The sequence below is a fragment of the Brevibacterium limosum genome (assembly GCF_011617705.1).
In the GTDB taxonomy this organism is placed as follows: domain Bacteria; phylum Actinomycetota; class Actinomycetes; order Actinomycetales; family Brevibacteriaceae; genus Brevibacterium; species Brevibacterium limosum.
The window spans coordinates 485,630-506,800 of the sequence record NZ_CP050154.1 but is presented as its reverse complement, the minus strand read 5'-3'; the positions used below and the strand labels follow the sequence as shown (position 1 = coordinate 506,800).

The following is a 21,171-nucleotide window of genomic DNA, read 5'->3' as shown; positions in this document are numbered from 1 at the left end:
AGCCACGCTGCCTACGCCATTATTGTATGACAATCTCTTGAGGAATACGCTACGCACAGTTCACAGAAGCGTCAATCCCTCTGGCCTCTGTGAATGATGGGCATTGTCCGGGCGAGTCCCGTGCAGTGCGGAGGCGGGTCGGCGGACAGCGGACCCGGTCGGGGGCAATGTCAGGAATGCGGCGATTCCGCGGTCAGGAATCAGTCCTTGTCGGCGGCGCCGGAGACCAAGAGGGCGAGCTCCTGCGCGCTGTCCATCGTGTGGACATCGAGCGCGGTGCGGATGCGGCTGCGGTCGCCGCTGCGGATCGCGCGCATCAGCGCTGCGTGGATGGCGTGGGCACGTCCGGAATCTCGTCTGGTGAACTGGTCGTAGGCGAGGATGATCGTCATCTGAGCTTCGACGACCGGCCAGATGCGCATGAGCAGATAGTTGTCCGCGGCTTCCCAGATGCCGCGGTGGAATCGGATGTGCGCCTCATGGACGGCGAGCGGGTCGGCTTCGCTGCTTTCACTTTCGAAGCGCTCCCAGATCTCCTCGAGGCGAGCCATCCGCTCCCCCGTGGAGTCATCGAGGATCTCGTCGATGGCTTCTGCGTCGAGGGCGACGCGAACGCGAGCGATCTCGAGCATCGAATCGACCTCGATGTTCGCTACCCGCAGGCCCCGGTAGGCCTCTTGGATGAGGAAACCGTCGCGAGCCATCTGGTTGAGCGCCTCCCGAGCGGTGGGGCGGCTGACGTCGAGCGATGAGGTCAGGTCGGCCTCGATGATTCTCTCCCCGGGAGTGAGCTCGCCGAGCACGATGCGACGCTTGATCTCGTCGATCACGCGCTGTCGGCGCTCGGTGTTCGACGCGGGACGACGCGAGGATACACGGTCTGTCGCGCCTCTCTCTGTCTCCAGCGGCTTCACTCTTCGACTGCTTTCTCGCTGCGGCTGATCCGATATCGGGCTGGTGTCGCTTCAGGAATGCGACGCCGACTCAACCGGCGTGCGTCTTCCTGCACATTGTCTGACCGCCCGAAAGCAATTGTACTGAACTGCCGCCGATCGGACGGATTTCGGCAGATCGCCCCGACGCTGAGGCTGAGGACCTCGAGAGCGTCGGAGCAATTCACCGGCCCCAGAAGGAACAGTTCGTCTGTTGAGCGCAGAACGACCCGTCGACAAGAGCCTGAACGGCTCAGACGGTCAGGATGCGACCGGTGACGTTGCCTTCGACAGAGCGCACGAAGGCATTCGCCACCGCCTCGTCAGTCACCGGGGTCATTCCGGCGAAGGCGTCGTGATAGTGCGGAGAGTTCGCGAGTACGTTCGGGCTGACCGCGTTGATGCGGATCCCGCGCGGAAGCTCGGGCGCTGCAGATATGACGAATGATTCGACTGCGCCGTTGGCCATGGCCGCAGCGGAGGCAGTCGGAATGGGCTCGCGGCTGAGCACTCCGGTGACGAAAGTGATCGAACCGCCATCGGTCAGGTGATCGAGACCCTGGGTGACGAATTCGATCTGCCCGAGTGTCTTCGAGGTGAATGCTGCGACGTAGTCCTCGCGGGTGAGTTCGGTGACCGGCTTGAATGCAGCCGCACCAACGGCGATGACGATCGCATCCACGGTGCCGACCGACCGCAGAAGGTTCGAGATCGATTCGGCATCCGAGGTGTCGACTCCCGGGTCGGTCGAGCGGGTGGCGCAGATGACGTCGTGACCGCGCTGTTCGAATTCGTCGCGTGCCACGCCTCCGACATGCCCGCCGGATCCTACCAACAGAATCTTCATCCTGACCTCCTTGCTTGGTTCAGACGTTTCATCAACCGTTCGGTCAATGTGCTGCATTGTCAGTCATCAGTATTTTGACTGACAATCCTGAGTCTAGGGGATGCTTCTCGGTTCGACCAGCCCTCTGCCCGGTCGGCTCCCGTGCCGGCGGCCGAGCGTCGGCCGACGGGGTCTATTTCGCGATGAAGTGGAGGCGCTTGTTGACGAACTCGCCCATTCCGATCGGACCCATCTCGCGACCGAACCCGGACCGCTTCACTCCACCGAACGGGATCTCCGCAGCCTCCGCGGCAATCGTGTTCACGTGCGTCATCCCGACCTCCAACCGAGCGGCCACCCGATCGGCACGCCCCTCATCGGTCGAGAACACCGAACCACCCAGTCCGAGGGCGCAATCATTGGCCAGTTCGAGAGCCTCCTCGTCGCTGGCCACCCGATACACGGTAGCCACGGGGCCGAAGATCTCCTCCCCATACGACTCGGAATCCCTGGGCACGTCGACGAGCACCGTCGGCGCATAATACGCAGCCGGACCCTCACCCAGCTCCCCGCCGATGAGCACCCGGGCACCTTCGGACACTGCCTTACGCACCTGCGCATCAACCGTCTCCGCGGCAGCACGGGACGACAGCGGCACATACTCGCCCTCACCGAGGTTCGCCGGGTCACCCGGGGTGAGCCCGGAGCCGAGCCTGACGAGTTCGGCGACGAAGTCGTCATAGATGTCATCCATGACGATCAGCCGCTTGTTCGAATTGCACACCTGCCCGGCATTGTACGTCCGGAACTCCCAGGCCTCGCGGGCGACCGCGGCGACATCGTCGGCGTCGAGAACGACCATCGGATCGATCCCGCCGAGCTCGAGCACGGCCTTCTTGAGGTTCTGGCCGGCCTGGGCCCCGATGATCGCACCGGCACGTTCCGATCCGGTCAGAGACACGCCCTGCACCCGCGGGTCCGCGACGATCGCAGCAATCTGGTCGTGGTTGGCGAACAGGTGCGAGTATCCGCCCTCAGGCACACCGGCGGCGCGGGAGATGTCTTCGATGAGCAGCGCCGAACGTCCACAGATGTCGGCGTGCTTGAGCATGATCGTGTTGCCCAGCACGAGATTCGGGGCCGCGAACCGGGCCACCTGGTAGTAGGGGAAGTTCCACGGCATCACACCCAGCAGTGCGCCGATCGGCAGAGCCTCGATCCGAGCAGTGCCCGGAATCGTCGACGGGATCTGATAGTCCGTGGCCAGGCTGGGACCGTGGACTCCGTAGTAGTCGATGATGTCGGCGGCGAACTCCACCTCGTCGACGGACTCGGCATAGGACTTGCCCATCTCGGCAGAGATCGTCTTCGCGAGCTCGTCCTTGCGTTCGTGGAAGATCTCCGCGGCTCGGCGCACGATCCCCGCCCGTTCCTGGATATCAGTGTCCTTCCACGTCAGGTACGCGGTGTGAGCGGCGGTGACGGTGGACTCGATCTCAGCGTCCGTGGCCTCGGGGAAGGTCTCGAGGACCTGCCCGGTCGCGGGATTCTGGACGCGATAGTTCGACATTGAATTCGGCTCCTCGGAAGTCATCGCGATCGCTGTCCGGTGGTTCTGGTCGACAGATCGGTCGCGCGGTGGTCGTATACAGCGGTTTGATGCGGCAGTCGCGAGCACGGCCTGCCACAAGATATCGTTTCGGCGGAATCAGCGCGCGCGATGGCACGCTCTACCCGGCATTGTATGACAAACCGGACTCAAAGTGAACCGGGCCCTCAGTCACAGTCAGTGCAGGACAGAGCCCACACGGATGCCACGGCCCGGCAAAGACAGTCGGGCATGCAAAAACCCCTGCGATCTCATTCGGATCGCAGGGGCTCGGCACAACGCGGAGTCGGTGGGATTTGAACCCACGGTCCCCCTATTGGAGGACTTCACCTTAGCAGGGTGACGCTTTCGGCCGCTCAGCCACGACTCCATCTGCAATGCAGTGATCCGCTCCGGCGAAATGCGCGGTGACAGACCCTCCAGCACTACGGAATACAGCCTAAGGGAAAGGAGCCATCCAGGGCAAAGCGCGAACGCCGAGAGTGGGCTTCGTCATAGTCGAGTCGCCCTGTGACATGCGCGAATTCGGGCCGAACGTCCCCTTTGTACCGCTCCCCCACACCGGAATTCCAGCATTCATCAATGTCCGGGCGTAAAATCGGCGTGAAGTGCTTTGCGGTCTGAACTCATTTTCCCGCAGGAACACCGGTCGGAAATCCGATTGCCGCGGTGTGCCCTGCGCCGGAAACGAGAACGGCGAGCGGGCCGTACTGCACGAGCAGACAGTTTTTGAGGAGTAGACAACTTGCCAGAGTTTCCCCCTGACAAGCGCGGACCGCATGGGAGCGACCCCGATTCCCGGAAGACAGGTCGTCGGCTCCGCGCCTCCTCTCGCCCTCGCTTCCGCGGCGACACCGCCGCCAGTGACAGTGACTCGACACCGCAGTCGAACTCACAGCAGACGAATTCTCGCCCGTCGACTCCTCAGGGGCCGGCCTCCCTGCACGGTGACTCGCAGCAGCGGCCCACCTCGGCAGTGAATCCCCGCGGGTCCCGCACGAACTCCGGCCAGCATTCCGACCGAACCTCCGAGCGGACTCCCGACCCACGTGCCGACCGCTCCTCTCGGACAGACTCTCGCCCATCCGGCGACTCGTCGGGCTACAGGCTCGGCGACAGCAGCCGCGGGGAGGGATCGCCGGCCCGATCGCCGCACGCTCCGCCACCGCGCCCTGTCGCTCCGCGCACTCGCCGCGAAGCCCGCATGCTGCGCGCTGCCGCCGCCAGTGGGGCTTCGGCAGCCGGAGTGGCCGCCGCAGCAAGCTCGAACACACAAGACGAACCGGGCACCGGATCACATCGTGGTTCCGCGCACGACGCCCCGCGCACATTCGCGGGTGACGAATCGGCCGCCTCGGCGAGGGATTCCCACGACTCCGACCGTTCGGACGACGGTGCCGACAGAGCCTCCGCTCCGACGACGCGCCGCGATGCCCGTCAGCAGCGCTCAGCCGAGTCCCGGAGCCGAGGCCGGAAGTCGGCGTCCGGAGCACGGGCAGCCCGGAAGGCGGCCGGCGCGGGAACCACAGCTGCCTCTGCCAGGAGAACATCTGCCGGAACGACGTCCGAGGGCGCGAACTCGACATCCGACGGGAAGTCGACCGGTCGCGCACCGGGACGGGCACGCCGTCATTCCTCCCGCCTCGGCGAGACGTTCCCCAGCCTCGTCGGCTGGACTTCGCTGAGCACCCTCCTGCCCGGAGTCGGACTGCTGCGCACACGCTTCCGGCCCGCGGGTCTCGTCGTGTTCGGGCTCTTCGTTCTCACTCTGCTCGTCGGTCTCGTCTATCTGCTGGTCAAGGGACCGGTTCGCGCGGTCGCCACTGTCGTCGCCAGTCCCTCGCTGCTGAACTTCCTCGCCATTGCCGCCGTGCTCGTGGCCGTGATCTGGATCCTCGTGATGATCGTGTCCCACCTCGGGCTGCGCCGCGGGCACCGATACCGGCCCTGGCAGAACAAGCTGGCTGGCGTCCTCGTCGTCTCCCTGGCGCTCATCATCGGCATCCCGCTGGGCGTCGGCTCCGTCTTCGCCAGGGTCCAGTCCGACACGGTGGCCAGCCTCTTCGGCGACAGCACCGGGAAGTCCGAGAGTGCCGAGGACCTGTGGGCGGACAAGCCCTACATCAACGTCTTTCTCATGGGCCGCGACAACGGCGACGACCGTGAGGGCACCCGCCCGGACACGATGCTCGTGGCCTCCATCGACACGAAGACCGGCAATGCCGCGCTCATCTCCGTCCCCCGGAACCTCGCGTTCCCGGTCTTCCCCGAAGGCAGCGAACTCGAAGAAGCCTGGCCCGACGGATTCCGCCCCTCCGGTGACTCGTCCCAAGACCTCATCAACGCCGTGTGGCAGTGGGGCGAACAGAACCCCGACCAGATCGGCAACCCGCACGGACTCGAACCGGGGATGTGGGCGACGATGCAGGCCGTTGAAGGCTCTCTGGGCCTCAAACTCGACTATTGGTCCTCGGTCGACATGGCCGGGTTCGAAGACGTCGTCGACGCTATCGGCGGAGTGAAGATCGACGTCGAACGCCCGATCCCCATGGGCGGCGGAAAGTCGATGTCGGGTGTGAAGAACGATGTCTACGGCTGGGTCGATCCGGGTCCGCAGACGCTCAAAGGAAAGGACGCACTCTGGTACGTCCGCTCCCGCGAAGGCAGCGACAACTACGACCGCATGTGCCGCCAGCAGCGCATGCTCAAGACCACGCTCGAGCAGGTCGACCCGCAGGAGATCGCCACGGCGTATCCGAAGCTCGCGAACTCCGCGACGCGGAACATCGCCACCTCGATTCCGCAGAACGAGATCCCGGCGTTCATCGAACTCGCCATGATGATGCAGAAGGGAGACGTCACCACGGTGCAGATCAACAACGACGTCACCCCCACCTACGATCCCGACTACGACGTCCTCCACGACTGGATCCTCGGCGAGGTCAAGGGCGCTTCCGACGGCGAGGAGACCCCGAAGCCGACGAACGACGGCAGCAAGTCCCAGGAGTCCGAGGACAGCGCGGACTCGGCTGAGGGCAGCGCCGCTGAGGACACGGCCACCGACGAACCCGCCGATTCCGCGGATGCTTCCACCGATGAGGCCGGCGCCGAGGCGGACGCCACCGAAGCGGCGACGCCGGGTGAGCCCAACGCCGAAGGCAAGTGCTACCCGAAGGGGTTCAAGCCCGGTGACGACTTCCCCGGCTACCCCGGACCCAACGGCGGAACCGGCGAGCAGGGGTGAACGAATCTCCCGTCCCCGCGGTCGCGATCATCGGGGTCGGACCGCGGGGTCTCACCGTTCTGGAGCGGCTCGTGGCGCTGGCGACGAGACGCTTCGCTGACAGCGCCGAACCCGCAGGCAGCGGATCCGGCGTGTCCCGCCGCTCAGCTGACGGCACCGCCGAGCCCGCGCTGACCATCCATCTCATCGATCCGTACCCACCAGGTGCGGGCATCGTGTGGCGCACCGACCAGCCCGAGTCCCTGCTGATGAACACCACCATCGCCGAGCAGACCGTCTTCCCCGACTCCAGCTGCACCTTCCTCGCCCCCGGCGAAGCACCGACTGGGCCGTCCATGGGCGAGTGGTACCTCGCCAACGGCGGCACCGAACCACTCCATTCGACCTTCCCCAGCCGCAGCCTCTACGGTCGCTACCTCCGCGATGCCTACAGGCGCATCCGCACCGGTGCACCGGACTTCATCGAGATCATCGAACACCCGACGAGGGCCGAATCCGTCATCGACCTGCCCACGATAGACCTTCCCGAGCCGGCGTCTCAGGGATCGCGGGCCATGGTTCCCGAACAGCTCGTGCGCTGCCAGAACGGCACGACGATCGTGGCCGGCGCCGTCGTACTCGCCGTCGGCCACATTCCCAGCGCCCAGCCGGAGGAGCGCGCCCGCCTCGCCGCATTCGCCGAACTCGGCGGCGGGCTCTACCTGCCGCAGGGCCTGCCCGCGGAGACCCCCGTCGCCGAGGTGGCCCCCGGTGAGCGGGTCGTCGTCCGTGGCATGGGGCTCAACTACTTCGACCTGCAGACCCTGTTCACTCATGAACGCGGCGGTCGCTTCGAACCGGAACCCGGCGGGCAGCTGCGCTATGTGCCCAGCGGTGAAGAACCGCGGCTGGCGCTGGGTTCGCGACGCGGAATCCCGTATCGCAGCAAACCGATCTGTCACGAACACCCGCGCCGAGACTGGCCGCTGCGGTACTTCACGAAGGACAACATCGCGCTGCTCGCCGGGCTCGAGGACCTCGACGGGGACCGCAGGGCCGGTGCCCGGTTCAACGATCAGCTGTGGCCGCTCATCCTCGCCGACCTGCGCCTGGCGTACTATCGCACGCTCTCCCAGGTCCGCCCCGAAGCGTTCACGGATGATCCCGGCCAGCTGCGCGAAGCCATCGGCGAAGCGGTCTCGCGCCACCTGACCCGCCGCACCTGGCAGGAGACGCACCCGCAGTCAGCGGGTGAAGACGGTGCCACCGAGGCTCGGGCCGCTGCAGCCGTTCCTGCAGCGGCGAGCGCCACGACCACCGAGGATGCCGCCCGTCAGGGACGCGTCACCCGCGAGGCCTTCGCCTGGTCGGAGATCGAAGAGGCACTCGTGCCCGATCCCGCCGACCGCATGTCCCTGCACACCTTGCTCAACCCGCTCGAAGGTGAGCTCTTCACCAGCCGCGAACCCGGCGAGCCCGGGTCCCTGCACGAGTGGATGCTCGACTTCCTGCGCACCGACCTGCGCAGCTCTCTGGCAGGTCCGACCGGCAGCCCGGAGAAAGCACTCTTCACTGTTCTGTGGCAGTCGCGGCTTCTGCTCAAGGAGCTCATCGTCGCAGGTCACATCGACCGCGTGAGCATCGACATGGAGATCCTCGGCTGGTTCGAGGGCTTCGTCTCCGGCATCTGCGATGGACCTCCCCCGCAGCGGATCGCCGAACTCATCGCCCTCGCCGAGGCGGGAATCGTGTCCTTCATCGGCCCCGATATGCGCATCGAAGAGAACCCGGACGCACTCCGCGAGAATCCGGAGGCGCCCGAAGCCGAAGCAGAGAACGCAAGTTCCGGCATCGCCGCACGCCCGGACGGGTTCGAGAGCTCCCCTGCCGAAGCGCAGGGCCTCACCAATGAGGCGCAGGGGCCGCGGCCGGAGATCTTCACGGTCACCTCGGCGCAGGCCGCCGGAGCGATCACGGGCAGCGTCGTCATCGATGCCGCGTCCCCGACGAACTCCGTCTCACGTGCAGCCGATGTCCTGCTGTACGGAATGCTCGAACGCGGTCAGCTCACCGCGGCCCGCCTGACCTTGGACGATGGTCGGGAGAAGTTCCTCAACGGACTCGCCCTCACGTCTCGGCCCTATCGCACGATCGACGTCGAGGGCAACGTCCACCCGCGCCGTTTCGCGCTGTCGATCCAACTGTCGTCGAAGCAGTGGGGGCTGGCGATCGCCGCGAACCCCGGCACCGATGCGGCCACGCTCCACGACTCGCACGCCGCCGCAGAGGCGATCCTCGACCTCCTCTGACACCCCGCAGGCTCTCGCCGGACGCCAGTCGCCGAGAACTCTCGGCCCACCCGCGACTCTGCGGACGCTGACGGCCCAGTTCCGCCAGCGCCCCACACCACCCGCGGCAATTGCCGAACTCCGCGCCGCGCAATGCACGAGGCGAGTTTCGGTACACCCTTCTCTGTAATGCACATGGAGGAAAGTGAGCATTTCAGAAAAGGGTGTACCGAAACGGTCTCGGCCGCCGCTACGGGCCGCGCACGGCCGCTCCGCCGTCACGAAGCACCGTGACACAACGCGCGAGGGGGCGCCTTACCGCGCCGACCCGCACCCCGCGCGACTACGCCATTTCGAGGGCGGCTTCGGGCTTCGTGGTCCGGGCCCGGACGATGGCCAGCAGCGACATCACGATGCCGATGACCGCCCAGGCCAGCAGTCCGCCGTACGCGGCAGCCTGTCCGGTGGTGCCTGCGGCGATCGCTGCGAAGCCGTTCATCGACGGAGTCAGCGGCAGGATCGGCGCGACGAAGTCGAAGAACTGCGGCACCGCCCCGATGGTCCGACCGGCCACTGCCAGCACGACGGCGATGACCGAGAGGAACCGGCCCACTCCCCCGAACCACGCCACGAGTGCGAAGTTCAGGATCATGAACACGATCGCTGAGACGAATGTGAGCACTGCGATGTCGAAGCCTTGGATCGCGTCGATGTCCATCACGGTGACCGCGAGGATCGAGAGCACGAGCGCCTGCAGCACGCCGACGACGAGACCGGGCAGCAGTCCGCGCGCCCACACGGCGAACGAGGACTTCGTCGAGAGGAGAGCCCATGCCGGGATCGGCTTGAGCACCGTGTAGGTGACGAGTCCGCCGATCCACAGGGCAAGCATGATGAGCAGCGCGATCGTCGATCCCGCCAGCACATCCGTGACGCTGTCCGTGTCCGGGGATTCGATATTCGCCGAGGCGACCTTGGCCAAGCGGTCACGTTCCGGAGCCGTGTAGGACGGCACTTCGTCCGCGCCGTCCTTGACGCCGTCGGCGAACTTGCTCACGCCCTTCGCGTACTTGCCCGTACCCTCATCGAGTTTGTCGAGGCCTGCTGAGAGTTCGGAGGTGCCGGTCGCGGCTTCGGAGACGCCGTCGGTGTACTTGCCGACGCCGGTGCTGTATTCGCTCAGCCCATCGCTGAGCTGACCGGCACCGTCGGAGAGCTCCGAGGAACCGTCGGCGACCTTGCCGATGCCCTTGGACAGGGCCGGCATTCCGTCGGCGAGCTGCTGGTTGCCGTCGGCGACCCCGGCGGCACCGTCACGCAGTCCCTTCGAGGCCTCGAGCAGCTTCGGAGCGTTCTTCGAGATGTCCTCCATGCCCTTCGTCAGCTCACCGAGGCCGTCCTCGAGTCCCTTGACGAACTTGGTCACGCCGTCGGAGAGTTCCGAAGCACCCTTGGCGAGTTCATCGGACCCGCCGAGGAGGGACGAGCCGTTCTGCTCCTGCTCGAGCCCGTCGACGGCCTGGTTCAGACCACCCGAGGTGCCGTTGAACAGCCCCTGTGCATAGGCCTGCTCGATGCCCTGGCAGACCTGATCGGGAGTGCCGGTCGGGCACATCTCGGCCCGTGCCTGCTCCGCCTCGTCCTTTGTCATGATGCCGGCAGCCACGAGCGCGTCGAGATCAGGCTTCGTCCCGGCCAGCTGATCGGCCTTGTCCGCACCCTCCTTCAGCCCATCGCGGTACTGGTGCAATCCGTCGGAGAGGCCGGAGGCGCCCTTGGACACACCGTCGGCGCCCTTCTCGAGCTCCTTGCCGCCCTTGGTGATGTCACCCAGACCGCCTTCACCCGAGTCTCCGGAACCGGCGAAGCCCTTGATGATCTCGTCGATGGACTTCGTGTACTCGTCGACGCCGTCGGAGAGCTCACCGGAGCCGTCAGCCAGCTTCTGCGTGCTCTCGGGCAGCTTCGAGGTCTTCTTGTCGAGTTCGTTCAGGCCCCCGGACATCTCCGAGGCGCCCTTGGACAGTTCGCCGGCGCCCTTCGACAGCTCCGTGGCTCCGGACTTGAGCTCGCCGCCGTTGTCACTGAGCTGCTTCATGCCCGTAGACAGCTCGCCGGCACCTTCAGCGGATTGTCCGGTGCCTTCCTTGAGACCTTCGGCACCCTTGTCGAGTTCCCCGGCGGCGTCGCCGAGGTCCTTCATCTGGTCGCTCATCTTGTTGAAGCCCACGTAGATGTTGTCGAGGTAGTTCTCGGTCATCTGCGTGTTGAAGGTCGTCCGCGCCACCTCGGCGACGGATCGGGAGATCTGCGTATCGAGCGCGGGAGCGGTCCCGGACACGTCGACGTCGAGCTGCGTCTGCGTCGCCGACTTCGCATCATCGACCGAGGTCACAGCGCGGGAGAAGCCTTCGGGGATCGTCAGCTTCGCGGCGTATGTGCCGTCCGACAGCCCGTTCTGCGCATCCTCTTCGTCGGTGATGACCCAGTGGATGTTGTTCTCGTCCTCACCCACCAGACCGCTCGTCAGCTGACGGCCGATCGGCACGGTCTTGCCGTCGACCTTCGCCCCATCGTCATTGTTGACGATGGCGGCTTCGATGGTCTCGAGACGATCACCGCTCTTCCACGTGGCGAGGATGAATCCGGCCGCCACGATGATCGGGATGAGGACCAGGCCGAGGAGGGAGAACCAGTTCACCGGCTTCTTCGAGTTCGCACGTTCGAGTCTCACGACTGCACACCTTCCATGTTGGTGCTGTCGACGGCGTGGGTGTGTTCGCCGTCTGATTCGCTGTCGGTTCCGCCCCGCTCTTCGGGTCGAGCCTCGTCGAGGTCGAGGTGGAAGTAGTTCGTTTCGGGATCGAAGATCCCTGTCACATCCCCGTCGGGCAGGCCGAGGATGACGGTGGTGCCTTCGGCGACGAGCTGCGGCAGCAGATCGCGCAGATCCCGTGCCGGTCCGGCCGATTCCCGTGCCCCGGCCGCGAGCTTCTCCGCCCCGTCGATGACGAGCAGATTCGGCGCCGAGGCGGCCATCCGAGAGATGTCGCGCGGACTGATCATCCGGTCGGCTTCACCCCGGTTGAGGTCGAGGTAGGGAACCTGTCGGCGGACCCGTCCGGCGTGTTCGGGCAGGACGTTCTGGCCGATCTTCATCTCCCCGGCCGTGAGTCCGACGCGGCCGGACACGGCGAGCAGAAGGGCTCGGCGGGAATCGCCGCTGGCGACGAGGATCTGGCCGGGCAGCAGGGAGATGTCGACGCGGGCGAAGCCGCGGTCACCGGAGTACACGCCGATTCCGCGTCCGTAGACCCGGTAGTCCGAGTCCGGCTCCGGCCAATCGCGCAGGGCCACCTCGTGGGCGAGGCCCTCACCCTCGACGTCGAGGCGCGGCAGGATCCGATCGAGCCACTTCGGCAGCCACCAGGCCCTGTCGCCGAGGAGCTGCATGATCGCCGGCACGAGCGACATGCGCACGAGGAAGGCGTCGACGAAGATGCCCGAGGCCAAGGCGAGCGCGATCGATTTGATGATCGGTTCGCCGGCGGGGACGAAGGCCGCGAAGACCGAGAACATGATGATCGCCGCGGCTGAGACAACGCGGGCGGAGGAGGCGAATCCGGCCCTGATGGCGTCCCTGGCCGACGTGCCGTGGACATAGGCTTCGCGCATTCCGGAGACGAGGAAGACCTCGTAGTCCATGGCCAGTCCGAAGAGGATGCCCATGACGATGATCGGCAGGAAGCTGATGACAGGTCCCGTCGAGTCGATGCCCAGCGGTGCTGCGAAGAGTCCGTCGTGGAAGACGAGGACGACCGTGCCGAAGGAGGCGAAGACGGACAGGAGGAAGCCGCCGGTGGCCTTGAACGGCACCGCGATCGAACGGAAGACCATCATCAGCAGGATGATGGAGAGTCCGACGACGAAGATGCCGAAGGGCAGCAGCGCCTTGCCGAGCTGGTCGGAGACGTCGATCTGGATCGCGGTGGCACCCGTGACGGCGGTGTCGAAGTCGAAGTCGTCCTCGATCTCGTCACTGAGGGAGCGCAGCCGGTCGACGGTGTCGAGGGTGGCCGGGTCATCGGAGGCTGTGGTCGGGATGATCTGGAACAGCGCGGTCGTGGCGTCGCGGTTCGGGGTGGCCATGATGACCTCTTCGACGCCGTCGACGTCCTCGATGCGCTTCTCGATGTCCTCGACGTCACCGAGCGGGTCGTCGCTGGTCACGATCTGACTCGTCATCACCAGGGGGCCGTTGTAGCCGGGTCCGAAGTGTTCGTCGATGAGGTCGTAGGTCGCGCGAGCCGGCGTGCCCTCCTCCTGGTCACCGGCCGTGGGCAGGGACAGCTGGAGTTGGGTGGCGGGGATCGCGAAGAGCGCGAGCCCGCCGACGATGACGATGATCGTCAGCAGCGGAATCTTCGTCACCGCCCTGAGCCAACCGGCGAAGAACTTGTTCATGATCGTCGGCGGATACGGGTCGCCGGCCTCGGCGCGGGCTTCCGCGGCGATCTGCTCCCGCGTTGCGGGATCGCTCACCTCGGCGGGGGCGGACGCGGAACCGCCGGTCGCCTTGGCGCCGGTCGATGAGCCCTCCGCCGAGGCGGCTGTGCCGTTCTTCGCCCGCTGAGCGGCCGCGGCGTGGGCCCTCCGATAGCGTTTCGTCGGCTTCGGGGTGATCTTCGACTTCACGAGGCCGAGCAGGGCGGGGACCATCGTCAGCGAGATCATCACGGCCACGGCGACGGAGCCGGAGGCACCGATGCCCATGATCGTGAGGAAGGGGATGCCGGCCAGGGCGAGTCCGAACAGAGCGATCATCACGGTCATACCGGCGAAGACGACGGCGGATCCGGCGGTGGCGACGGCTCGTCCGGCCGCCTCGACGGGGTCGTGGCCCTCGGCCAGGAGGTCTCTGGCTCGGGAGACGATGAAGAGTGCGTAGTCGATGCCCACGGCCAGACCGAGCATGAGCGCGAGCATGATCGATGAGGAGTTGATCGTCGCGAATGCGGTGCCCCCGACGATGAGCAGCACGGAGATGCCGACGCCGATGAGCGCGGTGATCAGCGGCATGCCGGCCGCGCGGAAGGAGCCGAGTGTGAGCAGGAGGACGATGAAGGCGATGACGACGCCGATGCCTTCGACCCAGGAGATCTCGACACCGGTGATCTGGAAGAGTTCGCCGCCGCCTTCGACCTGCGCCCCGGGCAGGTCGGCCCGCAGCGGGTCGAGGGCGTCGAGGAGATTGTCGCCGGCATCCTCGCCGACGTCCTGCTGAGTGCCGTCGTACTGGACGGAGATCATGGCCGCCGAGTCGTCCTGGCTGATGGCGCCCTCGACGAGGTCGGAGTACGGGGAGGTCACCGTGTCGACGTGCGGGAGGTCTTCGAGCCGTTCGACCTCGTCGGCGATCGCGTCCCTGTACTTCTCGTCCGTGACCTTCTCCCCGTCATCGGCGACGACGATGACGGAGGCCGCGACACCGGCCGCCTCGGGGAACGTCGACTTCATCGAGTCGAGCGCGGTCTGAGCTTCGGACCCGGGCAGCGTGAAGTCGTCGTCGAAGTCCTTGGCGAACGCGGCGACTCCGGCACCGACGAGCGCGAAGATCACAAGCCAGGCAGCGATGATCCGCCAGGGTGCCTGATACGCACGGCGCCCCAGGGCATAGAGGAAAGTTGACACGAAGACCTCGATACAAAAGTGTATTGGATACAGTATTGTATTGTTGTGCAATACCCACCCTCCATGCAAATGGATCCCAGGTTGAGCGGGGATTCCCATGAGATGCTCAGGCGCCTCGCTCTCCGCCCCGCCGTCTCTGCCGGCTCCGATGCCGGCGCAGAGAACTGCACCACCTTGGCCATCGCCGACCCCACCGCAACGAAATGACGATGAACACAGATGAACTCAGCCCACGCAGACGCCAGACCCGATCCACCCTCGTTCAGGCCGGCATCTCGGTCTTCGCCGTCCGCGGCATCGACGGCGCCTCGATCGAGGAGATCTGCGAGGCCGGAGGCCTGACCCGAGGGGCGTTCTATTCGAACTTCTCCAGCCGTGACGATCTGGTGCTCGCGATCATCGAGATGCGCACCTCGGAGAACCTCGATCGCCTCGATGCCACGATCCAGCGGTGGTCTGAGCAGCTCATGGCCACTGCCGAGGTGCCGGAGATCAAAGCGCTGATGACGCAGTTCATCGACGACGTCTTCAATGAGAAGAAGCAGACCGTGGCCGAGACGATCACGGAACAGGAGATCGAGCTCTACTGCCTGCGGGTCCCGCATCTCCACGCCCGCTATGTCGAACTCAACGCCACTCAGCTCGACCGGCTGGCCGCACTCGTGACCACGGCCCTTGATGTCGCCGGCGCCACACCGAAGCAGCCGATCGGCGACTTCCTCACGGTCATCATCTCCGTGTTCAACCGGATCGCCCTGACTGCGGCGGCCGGGAAGAAGATGGACGATCACGTCGACATCGATCCGAGCCTCATCGTCGAGGTCCTCATGCACCTCATCGATTTCTGTCCCGACGCCGAGCTCTGAACGCGTCTGCCCCGACAGCGATGCCTGGAGGCTTCTGCCCCTATACAAAATCTGAACGCACTCGACGAACCGGTTCGAGGCACTAAGGTGGTGCCCGTGAACGAACTCCAGCGAGAATTCTCTGCTTTCATCAACAATATGGACGTCCGCCTCGGCGCGTTCGTCCTCGCCGACCTCCCCGAAACCTTCGAGAAGGAGGACGGGGAGACCGTGAAGTTCCCGAAGGACTTCGGGCCGAAATCGCTGCCGATGCTCGAACTCTTCGTGCTCTCGAAGTTCCCGAACACCGAAGAGATCCTCAAGCCGGAGAACCGCCGCTTCTTCGAGGGACTCATCCGCTACCTCGGCGAAGCCTATCTGCGTGCGATCGGCGGGGTCTGGGACCACGACGAGTCGACAGGCAACGGGATGCCATTCATCCGCCCCGACAATGCCGACGGCCCGGCCGCCGGTGAGCCGATCCCGCTGGTGGGAATCGTGCTGGCCGCCGTCGATCAACGCAGCGCCGAGGTGTTCACCGCCGTGCTCGACAAGGCCAGGGAGCTCCTCGGCGGGGACGGCCAACCGCGCCGCAAGTGCACGGGACTCTCCCTCGGGGTACTCAATGCCGAGAACTCGAGCGAGGAGGAGGTCGAATTCCTCACCCGCTTCATCGGCACCGTCGAACCGGGCATCGCCGCCTGGACTCAGGAGCAGGCCGATCCGAGTTCGTGGGGCTTCGACCGGGAGAGCCTCGCCCGTCTGGGCAAGCAGGTCGCGGTCCGCTACGACGGCCCCGACGACATGATCGCCGAGGACGAGACCCCCTTCACCGCCGGCGCCATGCGCTTCATCGGTGAGACGGTGCGCCGCATCGCCTTCGGCCAGTGGCGCTACGGCGCCGGACTCGAAGCCGATGATCCGCGCAGCAAGCAGCCGTTCATCCGCTTCGTCATCGGCGATCAGAACCTCGACCTCGTGCCGTGGCGCCTCATCCAGGCAGCGCTGGAGAACGATGATGCGATCGCTTCCGCCCTCGACGCGGTCATCGAGATGCGCGAGCAGGAAGCCGCCGAGGCTGCTGCGGGCTCCGAAGGCTCAGAGGGCGCGGCCGACGCAGACAAGGACTGAGCCGCTCAGAGTTGGAAGCGGCGGTTTCCGCGCAGACCCTCGGCCGGCGACCCGGGAGCAAGGTCGATCTGCCTGCGCGCCGGATCGATGCGCACGCTCACCAGCGTCGCCGACCGATTCCCGTAGGCGGCGTCGGGTGCCGGAATGCAGCACACGGGCGCCTCTCCCGGTCCCGTCGTCAGCAGCTTCGTGAGATCGCCGACCGTGACGGCCGCGTGCCCTTCGCCGACGCCGGGTGAGGCGGCGCCGTCGGATTCTGCGGCACCATCAGCCGGGGCCTCTCCGCCGCGCGCCAGCGCACGTTCGGCTTCGAAGCGCACGACCGCCTCGGCGAGGTGACGGTAACGTTCCTGCGAGGTCGAATCGGGGCGCAGTTCGAGCGCACCGTCGAGCAGATCCGGGTGCAGAAAATGGTTCGTGTGGAGGAGGAACCCGGACTCCCCCGTCTCTCCGTCGGCCGCACGGCCCGCGCGGGCCCGTCGCTCGCGCTTGAGTGCACCGGCGATCTCGACCTGGACGGCCGCCTCGGCGGTGATGACGGTGATCACCGACGAGGACGAGGTCGCGGCGCTTCGGATGATGTCAAGCGCCTCGTCGAGAGTGCCGGCTTCGGCCAGGATCCGGGCGAGGATCATATGGATGGGCACTCCCCCGGCTTCGTCGCCGGCGTGTTTGAGGATGTTGAGCAGCACCCCGACGCCGGCCTCGTTGAGACCGATCTTGCCGAGCATTCCGAACTCGGCGATGCCCACATGTCGGTGCTGACCAGGCACGGAACCGACGTCATTGAAATGCCACAGCGAGGAGAAGTCCGCGGCCCAGTCCCAGTTCTGCGCGGCCACGGAGGCACCCGGGCTCGTGTGGCTGACGGTCGAGCATTCGGTCGGTGCGGCCTTCGCCTGGGTCATGATCTCGGTCCGGGCGACGATCTCTATGAGCTCCATGACGTCGATGCCCGCTCCGGCGGCCACGGCTTCGACCTCCTCGGCGCCGGTCGGCCACCACTGCCTGAGTCGCTCACGACTCGTCACGGCCGCGGATTCCACGGCCGCCTCGGGGATGGCCAGATGCGAGAAGTAACGGCGATAGGCTCTGCGGGTGGATTCGATTCCCGTGCGCAGCTCCTGGCCGCGGCGGTGACCGCGCTCGATATGGTCGCTCGCGCGGACGGCGAAGGTCGTGGGCCGCACCTCGGCGGCGGGAACGAATTCGGTGCTCATGACGACTCCTCCTTCAGTCGAAATCGGCTCAGTCCGTGCCGACGAGTGAGCCGACGCCGATGTCGATACCGAGATAATGCATGTGCGCGGCGGTTTCGGCAAGGGCGGCGAAGAGGTTGAAGTTGTGCAGGCTCTCGAAGCCGCGTGACCAGTGCAGGCCGGCCGCGATCGAAAAGACGCTGTGGTCGTCGGTGGACTCCATGCGGGCGCGGATCTCGGCGAGGCGTTCGTGGTGGTGTTCGACGAGTTCGACCTTGCGGTCGTGGAGTCCGCTGAAGCGGAATCCGTGGGCCGGCAGCACAGCCACATCCTCGTCGAGCCCACCGATCTTCTCCAGCGAGCGCAGATAGTCGCCGAGGCTGTGCGTGATCGCGCCGGAATCGAGGCCGATGTTCGGGGTGATCGTCGGCAGCACGTGGTCGCCGGAGAAGAACAGCTTGTCCTCGTCGCGGACGAACGCCGAGTGCCCGTAGGTGTGCCCCGGCGTCCACATTGCCGTCACTCGGCCCTCGTCGAGGGGGAGGTCGGTGCCGTCGTCGAGGACGTGGATGTTCTCGGGCAGCCGGCTCATCGCCTGTTTGTACAGGCTCATCGAGTCGCCCTTGGCCCCGCCCTTGCTCGATCCGACCTGGAGGCTTTCGACTTCGGCCCAGCGGTCCTCGGGGACTCCGTAGGCGCGGGCGATGTTGAGGTTGGGGTCGATGCCGGTGCCGAGGTCGACGGCGTCGGTGAAGAAGCGTCTGATCGCGCGCAGGTCCTCGCCGTGCATGGCGACCCAGGCGTCGGGGTTCTTCGCGAGCAGTGCGGGCACAAGTCCGATGTGGTCGCGGTGGTAGTGGGTGATCGCGATCCCGCGGATATCGGCGACGGTGAAGCCGAGGTCGGCCAGCGCCGAGGTGAGCGCCAGGTACTGGTCCCTGCCGTCCCAGCCCGGGTCGATGAGGACGACGCCGGAGCCGTCGGCGATGGCATAGCAGTAGGTGTATACGAGAGGGTTGTTCGGGATCGGGACCGGAAGGGCCCAGACACCCTCGGCGACCTGTTCGACAGGAGGCAGGGCTCGGTCTTTCCATGCCGCCGACTGCTGGGAACTGAGCGATTCGATCGCCATACTTCTCTCACACCTCTCGCTGGGGCCACATTGTCCGTTGAGTGCAATCTACTCCGTTTCCGATCATTGCTGAAAAAGCATTCGATCAATGGCCGAGGCGTGTGGGCCGCACCTGAAGTCCAGACGGTCGGCGAAGCGAAGGGGACGACGGCCTGCGCGGCTGCGAACTGGGCGACGGTGAGTGGCTAGCCGCCTCGGCGAGGGGAAGGATCCGCATTCGCGATTGAGCACTACCGATATCGTCGATCACCATGATCAATTTCGTCGCCATGACATCGAATCGGTACTGATTGTTGTCACAATCCCCTCGAGGGCTTTCGTTTTCAGTACTCCCGGCGTTAAGATCATGACGCACATCACTGCCGGGCCCTTCGTCGACCTCGATGATCGCGGCCCGGCGGGCAGCAAGACTCATTGGGGAGGATTGATATGGCTGCCTCTGGCTCACTGAAGCGCAACCTCGGGCTGTGGTCCATCGTCGGACTCGGGCTCGGCTACATGACGCCGACGGTCGTCTTCGACACGTTCGGAATCGTGTCCGACGAGACCGCGGGAGCCGTGCCCTCGGCGTATCTGATCGCTCTCGTCGTCATGATCTTCACGGCGTTCAGCTACGGCAAGATGGTCAAGATCTTCCCGACCGCGGGCTCGGCCTACACCTATACGCGGGAGACGATGTCGCCGGGGCTCGGTTTCCTCGTCGGATGGACATCTCTGATGGACTATCTGCTGCTGCCGATGGTCAACTGCCTCATCGCTCGCCTCTATATGGAGTCGCTCGTGCCCGATGCGCCGCCGTGGGTGTGGGTCGTCGTCTATACGGTCGTCATGACCGGCATCGTCACCTCGTCCATGCGGGGGACGGCGAACTTCAACGCCGTGCTGCTCATCTTCGCGGTCACGATGGTCGCCCTCTTCTGCATCTTCGCGGTCGGCAACCTCATCAACGGCGACGGCGCCGGAGTCGTATTCAGCCCCGAACCGTTCGTCCACGAGGGAGTCAAGCTCTCGACGCTGCTCACCGGCGCCACCGTCGTGTGCTTCTCGTTCATCGGCTTCGACGCCGTGACGATGTACACGAACGAGGCCAAGCACGTGAACCTCATGCCCAAGGCGATCATGCTCACCGTCGTCGCCGGCGGTGCCATCTTCCTCATCGCCAGCTACTTCGCGCAGCTGCTCTTCCCGGACAACTCACAGTTCACCATCGTCGACGACCCGCTGCCGGAGATCGGCTTCCTCACCGGCGGCCACGTCTTCCAGGGCTTCTTCCTGGCCGCGGCGTTCGCGGCCACGATCGCCTCGGGGCTGGCCTCACACGCATCCGTCTCGCGCATGCTGCTGGTGATGGGGCGCAACGGCGTGCTGCCGCGCAGGGCCTTCGGCTACATCAACCCGAAGACGCACACGCCGGTGTTCAATATCGTGCTCGTCGGCGCCGTGTGCCTGCTCGCGATGTCGTTCAGTCTCGAGTTCATCTCTGCGCTCATCAACTTCGGTGCACTCATCGCGTTCACCTTCGTCAACCTCACGGTCATCGCCCACTATGCGTTCCGGACCAGGCAGGTCAAGGACTTCAAGACGACGTTCAATTTCGTCGTCATGCCGGCGGTCGGAGCGATCCTCACCGGTGTGCTGTGGGTGAGTCTGCACAAGACGGCACTCATCGGCGGCCTCGTGTGGCTGACCATCGGCGTCATCTACCTGGCGGTCATGACCCGCGGCTTCCGTCTCTCCGTGCGCAGCTTCGACGATCCCGAGGCCGACGCGAAGATGTCCGAACCCGAGGTGCCCGAGGCCGAGGCGTCTGAGGGGACCGGGAATTCGACGCCCGAGGCTCCCGAACCGGGAGCACCTGTCCGCGACTGAGGCTGCGCGACTGGGCCTGCGGCAGCGGCACCACTGGGACTGTCGTTCAAGCGCTGCATCGCAGAAATCCCGTCGTTCAAGGCCAAGCGCGGTTATCGGTAGGTCTGCCTAGCGAAAAGCGCACTTGGCCTTGAACGAGCGGAAGCAGAGGCTTTGCCGCGAGTGCTGACTCGTCGCGCCGGGCGCGCGAAAGCCCCCGAACTCTTCGTTGTTGGCGATGAGTTCGGGGGCTCTTCACTGAGCGGAAGCGGTGGGATTCGAACCCACGGTGCGGGGTTGCCGCACAACGGTTTTCAAGACCGTCTCCTTCGGCCGCTCGGACACGCTTCCCTCGGTTCGTCCATGCCTGTGACAGAGATGGAGCGAACCCGGCCTGCTCGACGCGAGGCCGAGCCACCATAGTTTCTCACAACCGCAACAGCATCT

The 21,171-nt window shown here is 65.7% G+C and carries 14 protein-coding genes and 2 tRNA genes; 7 read left to right on the top strand and 9 right to left on the bottom strand.

Translation table 11 applies throughout. The annotated features are described in order from the left end of the window. Window positions 1-200: 200 nt before the first annotated feature. The 4 genes from GUY37_RS02160 to GUY37_RS02145 all read right to left on the bottom strand — a co-directional run bounded on the left by GUY37_RS02160 (window position 201) and on the right by GUY37_RS02145 (window position 3,737). A complete protein-coding gene (locus GUY37_RS02160; RefSeq protein ID WP_228278303.1) occupies window positions 201-914 on the bottom strand; it encodes a GntR family transcriptional regulator in 714 nt (237 codons plus the stop codon). A 271-nt stretch (window positions 915-1,185) separates the two neighbouring features. Then, window positions 1,186-1,779, bottom strand: coding sequence for a short chain dehydrogenase (locus tag GUY37_RS02155; RefSeq protein WP_166821645.1), 594 nt, complete (start codon window positions 1,777-1,779; stop codon window positions 1,186-1,188). Between the two features lie 172 nt (window positions 1,780-1,951). Next, complete coding sequence (locus tag GUY37_RS02150) at window positions 1,952-3,328, bottom strand: NAD-dependent succinate-semialdehyde dehydrogenase (protein WP_166821642.1); 1,377 nt, start codon at window positions 3,326-3,328, stop codon at window positions 1,952-1,954. Window positions 3,329-3,648: 320 nt separating this feature from the next. After that, window positions 3,649-3,737: transfer RNA gene (locus tag GUY37_RS02145), tRNA-Ser, on the bottom strand. Between the two features lie 834 nt (window positions 3,738-4,571). Here GUY37_RS02145 and GUY37_RS02140 point away from each other — a divergent pair. Both GUY37_RS02140 and GUY37_RS02135 read left to right on the top strand, forming a co-directional pair. Further along, a complete protein-coding gene (locus GUY37_RS02140) occupies window positions 4,572-6,611 on the top strand; it encodes an LCP family protein (protein ID WP_166821639.1) in 2,040 nt (679 codons plus the stop codon). Continuing rightward, complete coding sequence (locus GUY37_RS02135; RefSeq protein WP_166821636.1) at window positions 6,608-8,899, top strand: FAD/NAD(P)-binding protein; 2,292 nt, start codon at window positions 6,608-6,610, stop codon at window positions 8,897-8,899. The genes GUY37_RS02140 and GUY37_RS02135 overlap by 4 nt, the downstream gene beginning before the upstream one ends. Before the next feature lie 322 nt (window positions 8,900-9,221). On the opposite strand, the gene GUY37_RS02130 is transcribed toward GUY37_RS02135, so the two are convergent. Further along, window positions 9,222-11,612 carry a YhgE/Pip domain-containing protein gene (locus GUY37_RS02130; RefSeq protein ID WP_166821633.1) on the bottom strand — a complete coding sequence of 797 codons (2,391 nt, stop codon included), beginning with the start codon at window positions 11,610-11,612 and terminating at the stop codon, window positions 9,222-9,224. Further along, window positions 11,609-14,569 (bottom strand): MMPL family transporter, encoded by a 2,961-nt coding sequence (locus GUY37_RS02125; RefSeq protein WP_166821629.1) that lies wholly within the window; start codon window positions 14,567-14,569, stop codon window positions 11,609-11,611. Before GUY37_RS02125 ends, GUY37_RS02130 begins: the two co-directional genes overlap by 4 nt. Window positions 14,570-14,650: 81 nt before the next feature. On the opposite strand from GUY37_RS02125, the gene GUY37_RS19310 reads away from it, so the two are divergent. From GUY37_RS19310 to GUY37_RS02115, 3 genes are all read left to right on the top strand, one after another. Next, window positions 14,651-14,776 (top strand): hypothetical protein, encoded by a 126-nt coding sequence (locus GUY37_RS19310; protein WP_266096656.1) that lies wholly within the window; start codon window positions 14,651-14,653, stop codon window positions 14,774-14,776. 2 nt (window positions 14,777-14,778) lie between these two features. Beyond that, entirely contained in the window at window positions 14,779-15,435 is a 657-nt protein-coding gene (locus GUY37_RS02120) for a TetR/AcrR family transcriptional regulator (protein ID WP_166821626.1), read from the top strand. A gap of 96 nt (window positions 15,436-15,531) precedes the next feature. Then, entirely contained in the window at window positions 15,532-16,545 is a 1,014-nt protein-coding gene (locus GUY37_RS02115; RefSeq protein WP_166821623.1) for a hypothetical protein, read from the top strand. 5 nt (window positions 16,546-16,550) lie between these two features. Here GUY37_RS02115 and GUY37_RS02110 read toward each other — a convergent pair whose 3' ends face one another. Next, complete coding sequence (locus GUY37_RS02110; RefSeq protein ID WP_166821620.1) at window positions 16,551-17,765, bottom strand: C45 family autoproteolytic acyltransferase/hydolase; 1,215 nt, start codon at window positions 17,763-17,765, stop codon at window positions 16,551-16,553. 28 nt (window positions 17,766-17,793) lie between these two features. Continuing rightward, window positions 17,794-18,876 (bottom strand): MBL fold metallo-hydrolase, encoded by a 1,083-nt coding sequence (locus GUY37_RS02105; RefSeq protein ID WP_166821618.1) that lies wholly within the window; start codon window positions 18,874-18,876, stop codon window positions 17,794-17,796. Window positions 18,877-19,099: 223 nt separating this feature from the next. Here GUY37_RS02105 and GUY37_RS02100 point away from each other — a divergent pair, with 223 nt between their 5' ends. Continuing rightward, complete coding sequence (locus GUY37_RS02100; RefSeq protein ID WP_166821615.1) at window positions 19,100-19,327, top strand: hypothetical protein; 228 nt, start codon at window positions 19,100-19,102, stop codon at window positions 19,325-19,327. Beyond that, entirely contained in the window at window positions 19,306-20,745 is a 1,440-nt protein-coding gene (locus GUY37_RS02095) for an APC family permease (RefSeq protein WP_166821612.1), read from the top strand. The genes GUY37_RS02100 and GUY37_RS02095 overlap by 22 nt, the downstream gene beginning before the upstream one ends. A gap of 242 nt (window positions 20,746-20,987) precedes the next feature. Here GUY37_RS02095 and GUY37_RS02090 read toward each other — a convergent pair. Further along, window positions 20,988-21,075: transfer RNA gene (locus GUY37_RS02090), tRNA-Ser, on the bottom strand. Between the last annotated feature and the right edge of the window lie 96 nt (window positions 21,076-21,171).